This is a genomic window from Cupriavidus neocaledonicus (assembly GCF_000372525.1).
Classification (GTDB): Bacteria; Pseudomonadota; Gammaproteobacteria; order Burkholderiales; family Burkholderiaceae; genus Cupriavidus; species Cupriavidus neocaledonicus.
The window spans coordinates 260,363-274,136 of record NZ_AQUR01000105.1; the positions used below are offsets into that span (position 1 = coordinate 260,363).

Annotated in this window: 13 protein-coding genes; 11 read left to right on the forward strand and 2 right to left on the reverse strand. The window is 68.2% G+C overall.

The features are described 5' to 3' along the window. Entirely contained in the window at nucleotides 1-2,175 is a 2,175-nt protein-coding gene (gene hemDX / locus A3AG_RS0125315; protein WP_018008089.1) for a fused uroporphyrinogen-III synthase HemD/membrane protein HemX, read from the forward strand. 4 nt (nucleotides 2,176-2,179) lie between these two features. Further along, nucleotides 2,180-3,370, forward strand: a complete 1,191-nt coding sequence (locus tag A3AG_RS0125320; protein ID WP_018008090.1) for a heme biosynthesis protein HemY — start codon at nucleotides 2,180-2,182, stop codon at nucleotides 3,368-3,370. Between the two features lie 21 nt (nucleotides 3,371-3,391). Here the strand turns inward: A3AG_RS0125320 and A3AG_RS0125325 are convergent, their stop codons facing one another. Further along, nucleotides 3,392-4,951 (reverse strand): cryptochrome/photolyase family protein, encoded by a 1,560-nt coding sequence (locus tag A3AG_RS0125325; protein ID WP_018008091.1) that lies wholly within the window; start codon nucleotides 4,949-4,951, stop codon nucleotides 3,392-3,394. Between the two features lie 135 nt (nucleotides 4,952-5,086). Between A3AG_RS0125325 and A3AG_RS0125330 the strand changes: the two genes are divergently transcribed. From A3AG_RS0125330 to A3AG_RS0125360, 7 genes are all read left to right on the forward strand, one after another. Then, complete coding sequence (locus tag A3AG_RS0125330; RefSeq protein ID WP_018008092.1) at nucleotides 5,087-5,794, forward strand: 16S rRNA pseudouridine(516) synthase; 708 nt, start codon at nucleotides 5,087-5,089, stop codon at nucleotides 5,792-5,794. A gap of 103 nt (nucleotides 5,795-5,897) precedes the next feature. After that, the gene (locus A3AG_RS0125335; protein ID WP_025583981.1) at nucleotides 5,898-6,470 is read left to right on the forward strand and encodes a YqgE/AlgH family protein; all 573 of its coding nucleotides are present in this window, start codon (nucleotides 5,898-5,900) and stop codon (nucleotides 6,468-6,470) included. Beyond that, nucleotides 6,463-6,888 (forward strand): Holliday junction resolvase RuvX, encoded by a 426-nt coding sequence (ruvX, locus tag A3AG_RS0125340; protein WP_010813827.1) that lies wholly within the window; start codon nucleotides 6,463-6,465, stop codon nucleotides 6,886-6,888. Before A3AG_RS0125335 ends, ruvX begins: the two co-directional genes overlap by 8 nt. Further along, nucleotides 6,885-7,421, forward strand: a complete 537-nt coding sequence (pyrR, locus tag A3AG_RS0125345; RefSeq protein WP_018008093.1) for a bifunctional pyr operon transcriptional regulator/uracil phosphoribosyltransferase PyrR — start codon at nucleotides 6,885-6,887, stop codon at nucleotides 7,419-7,421. The genes ruvX and pyrR overlap by 4 nt, the downstream gene beginning before the upstream one ends. 101 nt (nucleotides 7,422-7,522) lie before the next feature. Further along, the gene (locus tag A3AG_RS0125350; protein WP_018008094.1) at nucleotides 7,523-8,494 is read left to right on the forward strand and encodes an aspartate carbamoyltransferase catalytic subunit; all 972 of its coding nucleotides are present in this window, start codon (nucleotides 7,523-7,525) and stop codon (nucleotides 8,492-8,494) included. A gap of 83 nt (nucleotides 8,495-8,577) precedes the next feature. Further along, on the forward strand, nucleotides 8,578-9,861 hold the full coding sequence (locus A3AG_RS0125355) for a dihydroorotase (RefSeq protein ID WP_026164460.1): 1,284 nt from the start codon (nucleotides 8,578-8,580) through the stop codon (nucleotides 9,859-9,861). Then, nucleotides 9,858-10,691: a lysophospholipid acyltransferase family protein gene (locus tag A3AG_RS0125360; RefSeq protein WP_018008096.1), complete on the forward strand. Its 834-nt coding sequence runs from the start codon at nucleotides 9,858-9,860 to the stop codon at nucleotides 10,689-10,691. The genes A3AG_RS0125355 and A3AG_RS0125360 overlap by 4 nt, the downstream gene beginning before the upstream one ends. Nucleotides 10,692-10,726: 35 nt before the next feature. On the opposite strand, the gene A3AG_RS0125365 is transcribed toward A3AG_RS0125360, so the two are convergent. After that, nucleotides 10,727-11,575, reverse strand: coding sequence for a symmetrical bis(5'-nucleosyl)-tetraphosphatase (locus A3AG_RS0125365; RefSeq protein WP_026164461.1), 849 nt, complete (start codon nucleotides 11,573-11,575; stop codon nucleotides 10,727-10,729). A gap of 230 nt (nucleotides 11,576-11,805) precedes the next feature. On the opposite strand from A3AG_RS0125365, the gene rfbB reads away from it, so the two are divergent. Continuing rightward, nucleotides 11,806-12,870: a dTDP-glucose 4,6-dehydratase gene (rfbB, locus tag A3AG_RS0125370; RefSeq protein ID WP_018008098.1), complete on the forward strand. Its 1,065-nt coding sequence runs from the start codon at nucleotides 11,806-11,808 to the stop codon at nucleotides 12,868-12,870. Further along, nucleotides 12,860-13,774 carry a dTDP-4-dehydrorhamnose reductase gene (rfbD, locus tag A3AG_RS0125375; protein ID WP_018008099.1) on the forward strand — a complete coding sequence of 305 codons (915 nt, stop codon included), beginning with the start codon at nucleotides 12,860-12,862 and terminating at the stop codon, nucleotides 13,772-13,774. The genes rfbB and rfbD overlap by 11 nt, the downstream gene beginning before the upstream one ends.

Below are 13,774 nucleotides of genomic sequence, written 5' to 3' on the forward strand. Positions count from 1 at the left end.
ATGCCCCGCCCGACCGTCGTTGTCACACGACCCGCCGGGCAGTCCCGGCAACTGACCGAGGCCCTGCAGGGCGCCGGTCTGGACGTACTCAGCTTCCCGCTGCTGGCGATCGGCCCGGCCGCTGACGACGCGCCGCTGCGCGCGGCGCTGGCGCGGCTGGACACCTTTGCGCTGGTGGTGTTCGTCAGTCCCAATGCCATTGCCTTTGCGCTGGACGCGCTCGCCGGCGTGCAGGGCTCGGCCGTGGCGCGCTGGCCGGCTCAGGTCGCGGTGGCGGTGGTGGGTCCGGCCAGCGTCGCCGCGCTGGCCGAGCGCGGCATCGCCGCACCGGCGTATCGCGTGATCGCGCCCGCCGGCGCCAGCGCCAACGGGGCGGGCCATGACGATACGGTGCCCGATGCCGAGGTGCTGCGCTTCGATTCCGAGGCGCTGTGGGCGCAGCTCGATCCCGTCGCGCTGGCCGGCAAGCCGGTGCTGATCATCCGCGGCAACGGCGGGCGCGACTGGCTCGGCGACCGCCTGCGCGAGGCCGGCGCCCGGGTCGAGGCCGTCGAGGCCTACCAGCGCACGCTGCCTGAACCGACCGCGATGCAATGGCAGGCCGTACGCGACCACCTGCTTCCCGGCGCCGCCCCGCACGCCTGGCTGCTAACCAGTTCCGAGGCGGTGCGCAACCTCGACGTGCTGGCACGGCAGCATTTGTCGCCCCAGGAAGACGCTTCCCTGCGGCAGGTGCAGTGCATCGCGCCCCATGCGAGAATCGCCGAACAGGCGCTGGCGCTGGGCTTCGCCCATATCCAGCGCGCCGCGCCCGGCGATGCCGGCCTGCTGGCGGCGTGCCTGCAGTGGGCCGATGCTTATGCTGGTCCTCCGCCTGCTGGCCCCGCGCCCGCCGGTCCTGCGCGATCGAGCCTGCCGGCGCCGACCGCGGCGGCGGCTGCCAAGCCGGTCGAAGCAACGCCGCCGGCCGCCAGCGTCCCTGCCGCAGTCCCTGCAATGTCAACGAAGGTCGAACGCGTGACGCAAGAAACCACGTCCTCCTCCGCTACGCCGCCGCCCGGCGCCGCCTCTGTCCACACGGCGCAGTCCGCGCAAGCGGTGCCGCCGCAAGGCGCCGGCCACGCCGGCGCTGCCCGTCCCGCCGCGCGCCGCTCCGCCGCGCTATGGGCGCTGGTCGCCGTGCTGGTGGTGGCGACGGCCGGCGGCTTCTGGTGGCTGCAGCAGCGTGTCGACCACCTGACCGGCGAGCTGGCGCGCCGCCAGCAAAGCAACGACGCGCTGGTGCAGGAGTCGCGCGTGCTGACGCGCAACGCCCAGGACACCGTCAAGGAACTGCAGGCCAAGGTCGGCGCGCTGGAGAACCAGGTCGGCGAGACCCGCGACAAGCAGGTGGCGCTGGAGCAGGTCTACCAGGACCTGATGCGCAACCGCGACGACTGGGAAATCGCCGAGATCCAGCAGTTGCTGACCAGCGCCGGCCAGCAGCTGCAGCTGACCGGCAACGTGCAGGTCGCACTGGCCGCGCTGCAAAGCGCCGATGCGCGCCTGGCGCGCGCCGACAAGCCGCAATACAACCTGCTGCGCCGGGCCATCGCGCGCGACGTGGCGCGCATGAAGGCGGTACCCGACACCGACCTGACCGGCGCCGCGATCAAGCTGGACGAAGCCATCAACCAGGTCGACGCGCTGCCGTTGCTGTCCAGCGAACGCATGCTCGAGCGCAGCGAGGCCGATGCCCGCAAGGGCGCCGCCGCCAACGGTGGCAATGGCGCCAATGGCGCCAGCGCGCCGGCCGCCGCCAGCGGCAGCGGCGCGGGCTGGTTCACCCGCTTCTGGGACTACCTGCGCGAAGAGCTGGCGCAGGTGATCCGCATCCGCAAGGTCGACGATGCCGAGGCGCTGCTGCTTTCGGGCGACCAGGGCTGGTTCCTGCGCGAGAACGTCAAGCTGCGCCTGCTCAATGCGCGCCTGGCGCTGCTGTCGCGCAACGAGCCCGTGTTCCGCAACGACCTGGCCGCGGCACAGGCGATGATCAGCCGCTATTTCGATACCAAGTCGCGCCGCGTGCAGGGCGTGCTGACGCTGCTGCGCCAGGCGCAGGCCGGCGCGGTCTCGGTGCAGCTGCCGACCATGGCCGAAAGCCTGGGCGCGCTGCAGGCCCTGAAGAAGGAGTAAGCCCATGCGCCTTCTGTTCTGGGTTGCGGTCCTGTTTGGCGGCGCCGTCGGGCTGGCCCTGTTCACGCAGTTCAACCACAGCAATGTGGTGCTGTTCTATCCGCCGTACCGCGTCGAGCTGTCGCTCAACCTGGCGCTGGCGTTGCTGCTGCTGATCTTCTTCGTGGTGTGGACGGTGATGTCCACCATCCGCCATCTGGCCGAGATGCCGCGCCGCGCCGCCGCCTACCGGGAGCGCAGCCGCATGAGCAAGGCCCAGGCGGCGCTGCGCGAGTCGATCGAAAACCTGTTCGCCGGTCGTTTCGCCCGCGCCGAGCGCGCCGCGCGCGAAGCCCAGTCATGGCACGACCAGGCCCAGACCGCCGCGCTGATCGGCGCGCGCGCCGCCCACCGCATGCAGGAAACCGAGCGGCGCGACGCCTGGATGGCGCAGGTGACCGACCCGGAGCGCGAGCAGGCCCGGCTGGTGTCGATGGCCGAGCTGCTGGTCGACGCCCGCGACGCCGACGGCGCGCTGGAGACCATCGCCCAGCTGCAGTCGCAGGGCGCGCGCCAGATCCATGTGCAGCGCATCGCGCTGCGCGCGCACCAGCACCTGAAGAACTGGTCCGAGGTGCTGCGCCTGGCGCGCTCGCTGGAGAAGCGCAACGCGCTGCATCCGGTGCTGGCGCTGCGGCTCAAGCAGATGGCGGTCGAAGCCATGCTGGAAGAGCGCCGCCACGATGCCGAGGCGCTGTCCGAGTTCTGGCGCTCGCTGTCCGCCGACGAGCGCCGCGCCACCCGCATCGCCGAACCGGCGGCGCGCTATTTCGCTGCGCTCGGCCGGCAGAACGAGGCCCGCCGCATCATCGAAGACGCGCTCAAGGTCAACTGGGACAGCCGCCTGGTGCTGCGCTATGCCGATTGCGCCGTGCCGGGCCATGCGCTGCCGCAGATCCAGCAGGCCGAGAAATGGCTGGCCGCGCATCCCGCCGACGCCGACCTGTACTACACGCTGGGCGTGCTGTGCCTGGGCGAGAAGCTGTGGGGCAAGGCCCAGTCCAGCTTCGAGCGGGCGCTCAAGTATGCCGACCCCGACCAGCAGCGCCGCCTGCGCGTGCGCACGCACCTGGCGCTGGCGCGGCTGTTCGAGGAAACCGAGCGCTTTGAAGACGCGCAGCGCCACTATCGCGAAAGCGCGATGCTGGCCGCCTGAGCCGCACGGCGGCCGGCGCGCTCAGTCCTCCGCGCCGGCGCCCTTTACCTCCGGCTTCACCACCTGCTTCACCACTTCATAGCGCCGCAGCGTTTGCTGGCGCGCCACATCGTGCTGCACCAGCGGGCGCGGGTAATTGTCACCCAGCCGCACGCCGGCCTCGGCCAGCACGGTTTCCGGCGCGGTCCACGGCGCATGCAGGTACTTGTCCGGCAAGGCCGCCAGCTGCGGCAGGTATTTGCGGATAAAGCGGCCCTGCGGATCGAACTTCTGCGACTGCGTCACCGGATTGAAGATGCGGAACCACGGCTGCGCGTCGCAGCCGGTGGATGCGGCCCATTGCCAGCCGCCGTTGTTGGCGGCCAGGTCGAAGTCATTGAGCTGGTCGGCAAAGTACTGCTCGCCGCGGCGCCAGTCGACGCCCAGGTCCTTGACCAGGAAGCTGGCCGTGACCATGCGCAGGCGGTTGTGCATATAGCCGCTTTGCCGGATCTGCAGCATCGCCGCGTCGACCAGCGGATAGCCGGTGGCGGCGTCGCACCAGGCGCGGAAATAGCGCTCGCCGGTGTCGCCATCCTGCCAGCGGATCGCGTCATAGGCCGGGTGGAACGCGGCCCCGGCGCCGACGCGCGGATGGTGATGCAGGATCATGAAGTAGAAGTCGCGCCAGATCAGCTCCGACAGCCACACCGCCGCGCCCGCACTGTCGGCGCCGCCGCGCAGCACGGCTGCGTGCGCCGTGCGCGCCAGCGTGCGGATCGAGATGGTGCCGAAGCGCAGGTGCACCGACAGGTAGCTGGGGCCGCGCAGGGCAGGGTAGTCGCGCCGGCGGCCGTAGTCGCCCATGCGCTCGACGAATTCCGCGAACAAGGCCTGCGCGCCCGAGGCGCCGGTGGGCATCGCGATCTCGGCGAGGTTGCTGGCGCCAAAGCCGAGTTGCGCAAGCGTCGGCACCGGCTGGCGGTACGCCGCGGGCACCGGCGCCAGCGCCGGCAGGTATGGTTCGACGGCATAGGGGCGCAGGTCGAACGGCTCGACGGTCCTGAGCCAGGCGTTCTTGTACGGGGTGAACACCGCGAACGGCTTGCCCTGGCCGTTCAGGATCTCGTCGCGCTCGAACACCGCCTGGTCCTTGAAGGTAAAGAGTGCGCAGGCCTGCGCCGACAGCGCCTGGCGCACCGCTTGGTCGCGGGCATTGGCAGCCGGCTCGTAGTCGTGGTTGGCAAAGACCGCCTCCACCTCCAGGGCGCGCGCCAGCGCCGGGATGGCGGTCTGCGCGCGGCCGTGAAGCACGATCAGGCCACCGCCGGCCGCGGCCAGTGTCCCGGCGAGTTCCACCAGCGATTGGCGGATGAACTCTACCCGGCGGTCGCTTTGCAGCCCGCGCGCGAGCAGCGGGTCGAGGATGTCGCGGTCGAACACGAACACGCACCACACCTGCGCGCAGTGCCGCAGGGCATAATGCAGCGCCGCGTGGTCGGTGGCGCGCAGGTCGCGCCGGAACCAGACCAGCCCGCGTGCAAAGGTGTTGCCGATCCGGTACGGTGGCCGGGACGTAGCCGGGTGGGCTGCTGCCTGCATGTTCGCTTGCCTGTCTGACGGGTTTGCCGGCGCTGGACCTTGTGCAACGCCGGATCGATCGCGCCGATACCCTAACATAGCGGTACCAGGCCGGCACACCGGCCAATGCCGCCATTCCATTCTCTACAGAAGCTCATGACTCTCGAACGTATTCTTCAATCCCAGGGCTTTGGCACGCGCCGGTACTGCGGCGACCTGATCGCCGCCGGGCTGGTCGAGGTCAACGGCGAGCTGTGCGAGGACCCACGCGCGCAGTTCGAGGTGGACGGCCTGCGCCTGACCGTCGACGGCGAGGAATGGCTGGCCTGCACCAAGGCTTACCTGATGCTGAACAAGCCCGCCGGCTACGAATGCTCGCAGCGCCCGCGCCATCACCCCAGCGTCTACAACCTGCTGCCGGTGCCGCTGCGCCAGCGCGAGGTGCAGGCGGTGGGACGGCTCGACCACGACACCACCGGCCTGCTGCTGCTGACCGACGATGGCCAGTTCATCCACGCCCAGACCTCGCCCAAGCGCAAGGTGCCCAAGGTCTATGAAGTGACCACCGCCGAGCCGGTCACGCCGGCGCAGACCGGGGCGCTGCGCAGCGGCGTGCAGCTGCTGGACGAACCGGCGCCGATCGCGGCGGAAGCCTGCGAGATCACCGGCGAACGCAGCCTGCGGCTGACGCTGGTGCAAGGCAAGTACCACCAGGTCAAGCGCATGGTCGCGGCCGCGGGCAACCACGTCGACGCGCTGCATCGCAGCGCCATCGGCGGCCTGCAGCTGGATCCGGCGCTGGCCGAAGGCGAATGGCGCTGGCTCACGGCGCAGGAACTGGCCGTGCTGAGCGGCAAGGCGTGAGCCGTCGCGCCGCTCGCGGCGCCTCGCGGAGCGCCCATTGCTGCACTGGGATGCCCGCCAATCTTTTCCGGAAGACCCCCGGCGATTTGATAAAATGCAAGGCATGGCGAAGCCCGAAGCACCCATCAATCTGACCAATCAGTTCCTGATTGCCATGCCCGGCATGGCCGATCCGACCTTTTCGGGTTCCGTCGTCTATATCTGCGAACACAATGAGCGTGGCGCGCTCGGGCTGGTGATCAACCGGCCCATCGACATCGACATGGCCACGCTGTTCGACAAGATCGACCTCAAGCTCGAGATCCAGCCCGTGGCGCACCAGCCGGTCTACTTCGGCGGCCCGGTCCAGACCGAGCGCGGTTTCGTGCTGCACGACCCGGTCGGCGTCTATGTCTCGTCGCTGGCCGTGCCGGGCGGGCTGGAGATGACCACCTCCAAGGACGTGCTCGAGGCCGTGGCCAACGGCAGCGGTCCGCACCGCTTCCTGCTGACGCTGGGCTATTCCGGCTGGGGCGCCGGCCAGCTGGAGGAAGAACTCAGCCGCAACGGCTGGCTCACGGTCCAGGCCGATCCCGAGATCATCTTCAGCGTGCCGCCCGACGAGCGCTTCGCCGCCGCCATCCGACTGCTGGGCATCGATTTCACCATGCTGTCCGGCGAGGCCGGGCATGCCTGATGCCGTGGGGCGTGAACTGCCCCGCGACGGCACGGTCCTGGCATTCGACTACGGCGAAAAAAAAATCGGCGTTGCGCTGGGCAACTTCATCACGCGCGAGGCGCGTGCCCTGACCATCCTCCCCAATATCACCGTCGAAGGCCGCTTCGAGGCCGTGGCCGCGCTGATCCAGGAGTGGAACCCGGTGCAGCTGATCGTCGGCATGCCGGTCAACCCGGAAGGCGGCGAACAACCGTCGATGAAGCTGGCGCGGCGCTTCGGCAACCAGCTCAACGGCCGCTTCGGCCTGCCGGTGGAATGGGTGGACGAGCGCTACACCTCGCGCGCCGCGTCGATGGCCGGTGCCCGCCGCGGCGAACTCGATGCCGAGGCCGCGCGCATCATCCTGCAACAGTATTTCGACCAATTCCCGCTATGACGCAGATTTCCGTTCCCGACGCCGAGTCGCTGTACCGCAAGCTGCTGGAGCAGGCGCAGGCGCTGATCCCCGAGGCCGAGCGCGCGCGCTGGTCGGTGGCCGGCATCCATTCCGGCGGGGCCTGGATCGCCGCGCGGCTGGCGGCGGACCTGCAGCTGCCCGAGCACGGCGTGATCAACGTCGCCTTCCATCGTGACGACTACGCCAAGAAGGGCCTGCACAGCCAGGCCCAGCCGACCACGCTGCCGTTTGCCGTGGATGAGCGCAACATCTTGCTGATCGACGACGTGCTGGCCACCGGCCGCACCATCCGCGCCGCCGTCAACGAGCTGTTCGACTACGGCCGCCCCGCGCGCGTGGCGCTGGGCGTGCTGGTCGACCGCGGCGGACGCCAGCTGCCGATCGCCGCCGACCTGTGCGCGGCCGAGATGGCGCTGCCGCCCGGCACGACCCTGGTGCTGTCGCGCCAGGGCGAAGGCGCCGCCGCGCAATTCACCTTCGCCACCGAACCCACCGATTCCGTCACCGGCTGAACCGGCACCGAGGGGCGCGCCCGGCGCGCCCGAACGCCGGAAAGCCCGAAAGCCTGCCCGAGACCAGACCACCCCCGTTTTTTGCCCGCGCCCGACCAGCCATGACCAAGACGTTCCGCAACCCGCAGCTCACCAAGAACGGCGAACTGAAGCACCTGCTGTCGATCGAGGGGTTGTCGCGTGACATGATCACGCACATCCTCGACACCGCCAGCCAGTTTGTCTCGCTGTCCGACTCCGACCGCGATGTCAAGAAGGTGCCGCTGCTGCGCGGCAAGAGCGTGTTCAACCTGTTCTTCGAGAACTCGACCCGCACCCGCACCACCTTCGAGATCGCCGCCAAGCGGCTGTCGGCGGACGTGCTGAACCTGAACATCAACGCCTCGTCGACCAGCAAGGGCGAGTCGCTGCTGGACACCATCAACAACCTGTCGGCGATGTCCGCCGACATGTTCGTGGTGCGCCATGCCAGCTCGGGCGCGCCTTACCTGATCGCCGAGCATGTCGCCCCGCACGTGCACGTGATCAATGCCGGCGACGGGCGCCATGCGCACCCGACGCAGGGCCTGCTGGACATGTACACCATCCGGCATTTCAAGAAGGACTTCACCAACCTGACGGTGGCCATCGTTGGCGACATCCTGCACTCGCGCGTGGCGCGTTCCGACATCCACGCGCTGACCACGCTGGGCGTTCCCGAGGTGCGCGCCATCGGCCCGCGCACGCTGCTGCCGTCCGGGCTGGAGCAGATGGGCGTGCGCGTGTTCCACAGCATGGAAGAGGGCCTCAAGGGCGTCGACGTGGTGATCATGCTGCGGTTGCAAAACGAGCGCATGAGCGGCGCGCTGCTGCCGTCCGCGCAGGAATACTTCAAGGCCTACGGCCTGACGCCGGAGCGCCTGGCGCTGGCCAGGCCCGACGCCATCGTGATGCACCCGGGGCCGATGAACCGCGGCGTCGAGATCGACTCCGCCGTGGCCGATGGCTCCCAGTCGGTGATCCTGAACCAGGTGACCTTCGGCATCGCCGTGCGCATGGCGGTGATGGGCATCGTCGCCGGGAACAACGACTGATGCCGGCCAGCCCCACCTCGCACGCCAGCCCGCACGCCAGCCAGAACACACCGAACCAGCCCAGCGACACGACAAGCCAAGCTATGAAGATTCACATCCAGGGCGGCCGCCTGATCGATCCGGCCAGCAACACCGACGCCGCGCAGGACCTCTATATCGCCGCCGGCAAGATCGTCGGCGTCGGCAGCGCCCCGGCGGACTTCACCGCCAACAAGGTCATCGACGCCAGGGGCCTGATCGTGTGCCCCGGCCTGGTCGACCTGTCCGCGCGCCTGCGCGAGCCCGGCTACGAATACAAGGCCACGCTCGAGTCCGAGGTCGCCGCCGCCACCGCCGGCGGCGTGACCAGCCTGGTCTGCCCGCCGGACACCGAGCCGGTGCTCGACGAGCCCGGCCTGGTCGAAATGCTGAAGTTCCGCGCGCGCACGCTGAACCAGACCCACGTCTACCCGCTGGGCGCGCTGACGCTGGGCCTTAAGGGCGAGACCCTGACCGAGATGGGCCAGCTGACCGAGGCCGGCTGCGTCGGCTTCAGCCAGGCCGAGGCGCCGGTGCGCAACACCCAGGTGCTGCTGCGCGCGCTGCAATACGCGCAGACCTTCGGCTTTACCGTGTGGTTGCGCCCGGAAGACCCGTTCCTTGGCGGCGGCGTCGCCGCCAGCGGCGCGGTGGCGTCGCGCCTGGGCTTGTCGGGCGTGTCGGTCATTGCCGAGACCGTGCGCCTGCATACCATCTTCGAGCTGATGCGCAGCACCGGCGCGCGCGTGCACCTGTGCCGGCTGTCGTCCGCCGCCGGGCTGGAACTGGTGCGCCAGGCCAAGCGCGAAGGCCTGAAGGTGACCTGCGACGTCAATATCCACCACGTCTCGCTGACCGACATGGATATCGGCTACTTCAATTCGCAGATGCGCTTCTCGCCGCCGCTGCGCAGCCCGCGCGACCGCGACGCCATCGTCGCCGCGCTGGCCGACGGCACCATCGACGCGCTGTGCTCGGATCACACGCCGGTCGACGACGACGAGAAACTGCTGCCCTTCGCCGAAGCTTCCCCGGGCGCAACCGGCCTGGAGCTGCTGCTGCCGCTGACGCTGCGCTGGGCCAGCGAGCACAAGGTCCCGCTGGCGCAGGCGCTGGCCCGCATCACCGCCGAGCCCGCCCGCGTGATCGGCCTCAAGGCCGGCACGCTCGCTGTCGGCAGCGCCGCCGACGTGTGCTTGTTCGATCCGAAGCAGGTGTGGAAAGTCGAGCGCCGCTCGCTCAAGAGCCAGGGCAAGAACTCGCCGTGGCTCGGCTACGAAATGGAAGGCAAGGTCCGCATGACCCTGGTCGGCGGGCAAGTCGTCTACGGCAACCACGCCCAGGCATGATCTGGCTGCGCAAGACCGCACTGGTCCTGCACCTGCTGCGCGGGTTGCTGACCTGCGCCTTGCTGTTCCCATGGCTGGGCGTGCGCTCGCGCGAATGGCATATCCGGCGCTGGTCGCGCCGGTTGTTGCAGATCTGCGGGGTGGAAGTGGAGGTGGTCGACGCCACCGGCGCCACGCACACCGGCGCGGCGCGCCAGGGAGCGATGGTGGTGTCCAACCACATCTCGTGGCTGGACATCTACGTCATCCACAGCTGGCAGCCGGTGCGCTTCGTCGCCAAGTCCGAGATCCGCAGCTGGCCGCTGATCGGCTGGCTGTGCGACAAGACCGGCACCATCTTTATCGAACGGGCGCGCAAGCGGGACGCGCACCGCGTGCTGCACGACATTACGGATGTGATGCTGCAGGGCGACCTGGTCGGGGTGTTTCCGGAAGGAACGACCACGGACGGAACCAGCGTGCTGCCGTTCCATGCCAACCTGATGCAGGCGCCGATTTCGGGCGGGCTGCCGGTGCAGCCATTGGGCCTGAACTACCTCGATGCCGCCACCGGCCAGCCGACGCTGGCCGCTGCCTATATCGGCGACACCACGCTGCTGCAATCGCTGGAGGCGGTCCTGCGCGCGCCGCGGATCAAGGCGCGGCTGGTGCTCGGGCCGGCGCTGGTGCCGGCCTCGGGCGACCGCCGCGAACTGGCGGCTTCCGCAAGGGAAGTCGTCGCCCATCTCAGCCAGGGCGCCGCCGAGCACGCCGCCACGGCCGCGCAACGGCTGAATCAGCCATCAGAACCGGGCGGCGCGGCACAGCCGGCATCCGTTGCCATCGGCTAGCCGTCCTGTCGTCCCCGCCAACGCAGGATAGCGAGTCACGCCAGCGGATCGCAGTATTGCGGGCAATCGACCTGGATCACCGTCCGCTCGGCCGGATCGTGCGCCAGGCGCGCGGCCGTCAGCTTGCCACCCCAGACGCAGCCCGTATCCAGCGCCATCAGGTTTGGCCGCATGACCAGGCCCAGCGTCGACCAGTGCCCGCAGACCACCGTCACGTCCTCGGTGCGCCGCCCAGGCACATCGAACCAGGGCATGAAGCCTTCCGGCGCCTTGCCCGGGCCATCCTTGGTCTTGAAGTCCATGACACCGTCCGGCGTGCAATAGCGCAGGCGGGTGAGGGCATTCACCACCACGCGGAGACGGTCGATGCCGCGCAGGTCGTCGTGCCAGCGGTCGGAGGCGTTGCCGAAGATGTCGGCAAGGAAGCCTTGCCAGTTGGCGCCCTGCAGCTGTTCTTCGACTTCGTGGGCGAGGTCGATCACCTGGGATGCGGTCCATTGGGGGAGGACGCCTGCGTGGACCAGCAGGAAGTTGTTTTCCAGCAGGGCCAACGGGCGGTGGCGCAGCCAGGTCAGCAGGTCGTCCCGGTCGGGTGCGGCGAGGATGTCGTCCAGGGTGTCGTGGCGGCCTTTCTTGCGCACGCCGGAGGCTACGGCCAGCAGGTGGATGTCGTGGTTGCCGAGGACGGTTTCGGCGCGGCCGCCCATGGCGCGGATGGTGCGCAGGGTTGCAAGAGAGGCGGGGCCACGGTTGACGAGATCGCCAACCAGGCGCACGGCTGGCTGCGCCGGCATGCGACCCAGCAAGGCGTCCAGGGAAGGCGCGCAACCTTGCAGGTCGCCTATCGCATAAAGTGATGAATGGGTAACTTTGTTGTTGGGCATCTGGTCCATGGAGAACAAATTCGCTTCTATTTGTAGTTTTGTGACCGATATACCGTGGCACGGTTACATGAGGCTACAAAAAGGCGCCGCCGCCACGCAGGCTAGGGCATTCCGTCGGATAGAATACCGCCACTTCTGCAGGCACTTAGGCCCCGCCGTCCAGATTGAGGACAAGGTGGGCGCTCGGCTTTTGTCGGGTCATCGAAACATATCGAGGCAAGGAGCAAGTTTTGTCCCATATTTTGGTCACTGGGGGCGCCGGGTTCATTGGCGCCAATTTCGTTCTCGCCTGGTTGAGCGACAAGTCCGCGGACGGTGTGGTCAACGTCGACAAGCTCACCTATGCGGGGAATCGAAAGACCCTGGCATCGGTCGAGGACGACCCCCGCCACGTGTTTTCGCAAACCGATATTTGCGACCGTGCCGCACTGGACCAGCTCTTCGCCACCTACCAGCCGCGTGCCGTGGTGCACTTTGCCGCCGAGAGTCACGTTGACCGGTCCATCCATGGGCCCGGCGAGTTTATCCAGACCAATATCGTTGGCACCTTTACGCTGCTGGAAGCCGCGCGCGCCTATTGGAGCGGCCTGGAAGAACCGGCCAGGTCCGAGTTCCGCTTCCTGCATGTGTCGACCGACGAGGTGTTCGGCTCGCTGAGCGAAACCGACCCGCAGTTCTCGGAAACCACCGCCTACGCGCCCAACAGCCCGTACTCGGCATCCAAGGCCGCATCGGACCACCTGGTGCGCGCATATCACCATACCTATGGCTTGCCGGTTCTGACGACGAACTGCTCGAACAACTACGGTCCCTACCATTTCCCCGAGAAGCTGATCCCGCTGATCATCGCCAATGCACTGGCAGGCAAGCCGCTGCCCATTTACGGCGATGGCCTGAATGTGCGTGACTGGCTGTACGTGCGCGACCACTGCTCGGCCATCCGCGAGGTGCTGGCACGCGGCCGCCTGGGGGAAACCTACAACGTTGGCGGCTGGAACGAGAAGACAAATCTCGACGTCGTCCACACGCTGTGCGACCTGCTCGACGAACTGTCGCCCAAGGCCGCCGGCTCGTATCGCGACCAGATCACCTTCGTCAAGGATCGCCCGGGACACGATCGCCGCTATGCGATCGATGCACGCAAGCTGGAACGCGAACTGGGCTGGAAACCGGCCGAGACGTTTGAAAGCGGTCTGCGCAAGACGGTCCAGTGGTATCTGGATAACCAGGCTTGGGTGCAGGACGTGATGTCGGGGGAGTATCGGAATTGGGTGGCGAAGCAATATGCCGCGTGACGCCGCCATTCCCACTTTTCTTGTAACTGGCAGCAACGGCCAGGTCGGCTTTGAACTGCGCCGCAGCCTGGCACCGCTGGGCAAGGTCGTGGCGCTCGATCGTTTGAGCTGTGACTTGACCCGGCCCGACGACATCCGTCGCGTGGTGCGTGAGCACCAGCCCGATGTCATCGTCAATCCGGCCGCCTATACGGCGGTCGACAAGGCGGAGTCGGAACCGGAGCTGGCTTACGCCATCAATGGCACGGCTGTGGAAGTGCTGGCCGCGGAGGCAAAGGCGCTCGGCAGCCTGCTGGTGCATTACTCCACCGATTACGTGTTCGATGGCAGCAAGGCGGGGGCCTATGTCGAAACCGATGCGGTGAACCCGCAATCGGTGTACGGCAAAAGCAAGCTCGCGGGCGAGCAGGCCATTGCCGCGGCCGGCGCAGCCCATCTCGTCTTCCGCACCTGCTGGGTTGCCGGCGCGCATGGCGGCAACTTTGCCAAGACCATGCTGAAGCTGGGTCGCGAGCGCGACAGCCTGCGCGTGATTGCCGATCAATTTGGGGCCCCGACTACGGCCGCGCTGATTGCCGATGTGACTGCGCAGGTGGTGGCGCGACACTGGCTGTCGGGCGACCGGACATCGTTCACCTCCGGCATCTACCATCTTGCCGCGGCTGGCGAAACCACCTGGCATGCGTACGCCAGCGAAGTGCTGCGCTACGCCGCCGCCAAAGGCATCGAACTGAAGGTAGACCCGGCCCGCATCGAAGCGATTCCCGCCACGGCGTATCCGTTGCCTGCACCGCGCCCGGCGAACTCGCGCCTGGACACGAGCAAGCTGCGTCAGATCTTCGGCATCCATCTTCCAGACTGGCAGCAGGGCGTGCACTACCTGTTGGACCAGATTTTCTCCTGA

Excerpts from the sequence above, each read along its gene's own strand:
- hemDX (WP_018008089.1), top strand. The coding sequence starts at position 1 with ATGCCCCGCCCGACCGTCGTTGTCACACGACCCGCCGGGCAGTCCCGG.
- A3AG_RS0125320 (WP_018008090.1), top strand. The coding sequence starts at position 2,180 with ATGCGCCTTCTGTTCTGGGTTGCGGTCCTGTTTGGCGGCGCCGTCGGG.
- A3AG_RS0125325 (WP_018008091.1), bottom strand. The coding sequence starts at position 4,951 with ATGCAGGCAGCAGCCCACCCGGCTACGTCCCGGCCACCGTACCGGATC.
- A3AG_RS0125330 (WP_018008092.1), top strand. The coding sequence starts at position 5,087 with ATGACTCTCGAACGTATTCTTCAATCCCAGGGCTTTGGCACGCGCCGG.
- A3AG_RS0125335 (WP_025583981.1), top strand. The coding sequence starts at position 5,898 with ATGGCGAAGCCCGAAGCACCCATCAATCTGACCAATCAGTTCCTGATT.
- ruvX (WP_010813827.1), top strand. The coding sequence starts at position 6,463 with ATGCCTGATGCCGTGGGGCGTGAACTGCCCCGCGACGGCACGGTCCTG.
- pyrR (WP_018008093.1), top strand. The coding sequence starts at position 6,885 with ATGACGCAGATTTCCGTTCCCGACGCCGAGTCGCTGTACCGCAAGCTG.
- A3AG_RS0125350 (WP_018008094.1), top strand. The coding sequence starts at position 7,523 with ATGACCAAGACGTTCCGCAACCCGCAGCTCACCAAGAACGGCGAACTG.
- A3AG_RS0125355 (WP_026164460.1), top strand. The coding sequence starts at position 8,578 with ATGAAGATTCACATCCAGGGCGGCCGCCTGATCGATCCGGCCAGCAAC.
- A3AG_RS0125360 (WP_018008096.1), top strand. The coding sequence starts at position 9,858 with ATGATCTGGCTGCGCAAGACCGCACTGGTCCTGCACCTGCTGCGCGGG.
- A3AG_RS0125365 (WP_026164461.1), bottom strand. The coding sequence starts at position 11,575 with ATGCCCAACAACAAAGTTACCCATTCATCACTTTATGCGATAGGCGAC.
- rfbD (WP_018008099.1), top strand. The coding sequence starts at position 12,860 with ATGCCGCGTGACGCCGCCATTCCCACTTTTCTTGTAACTGGCAGCAAC.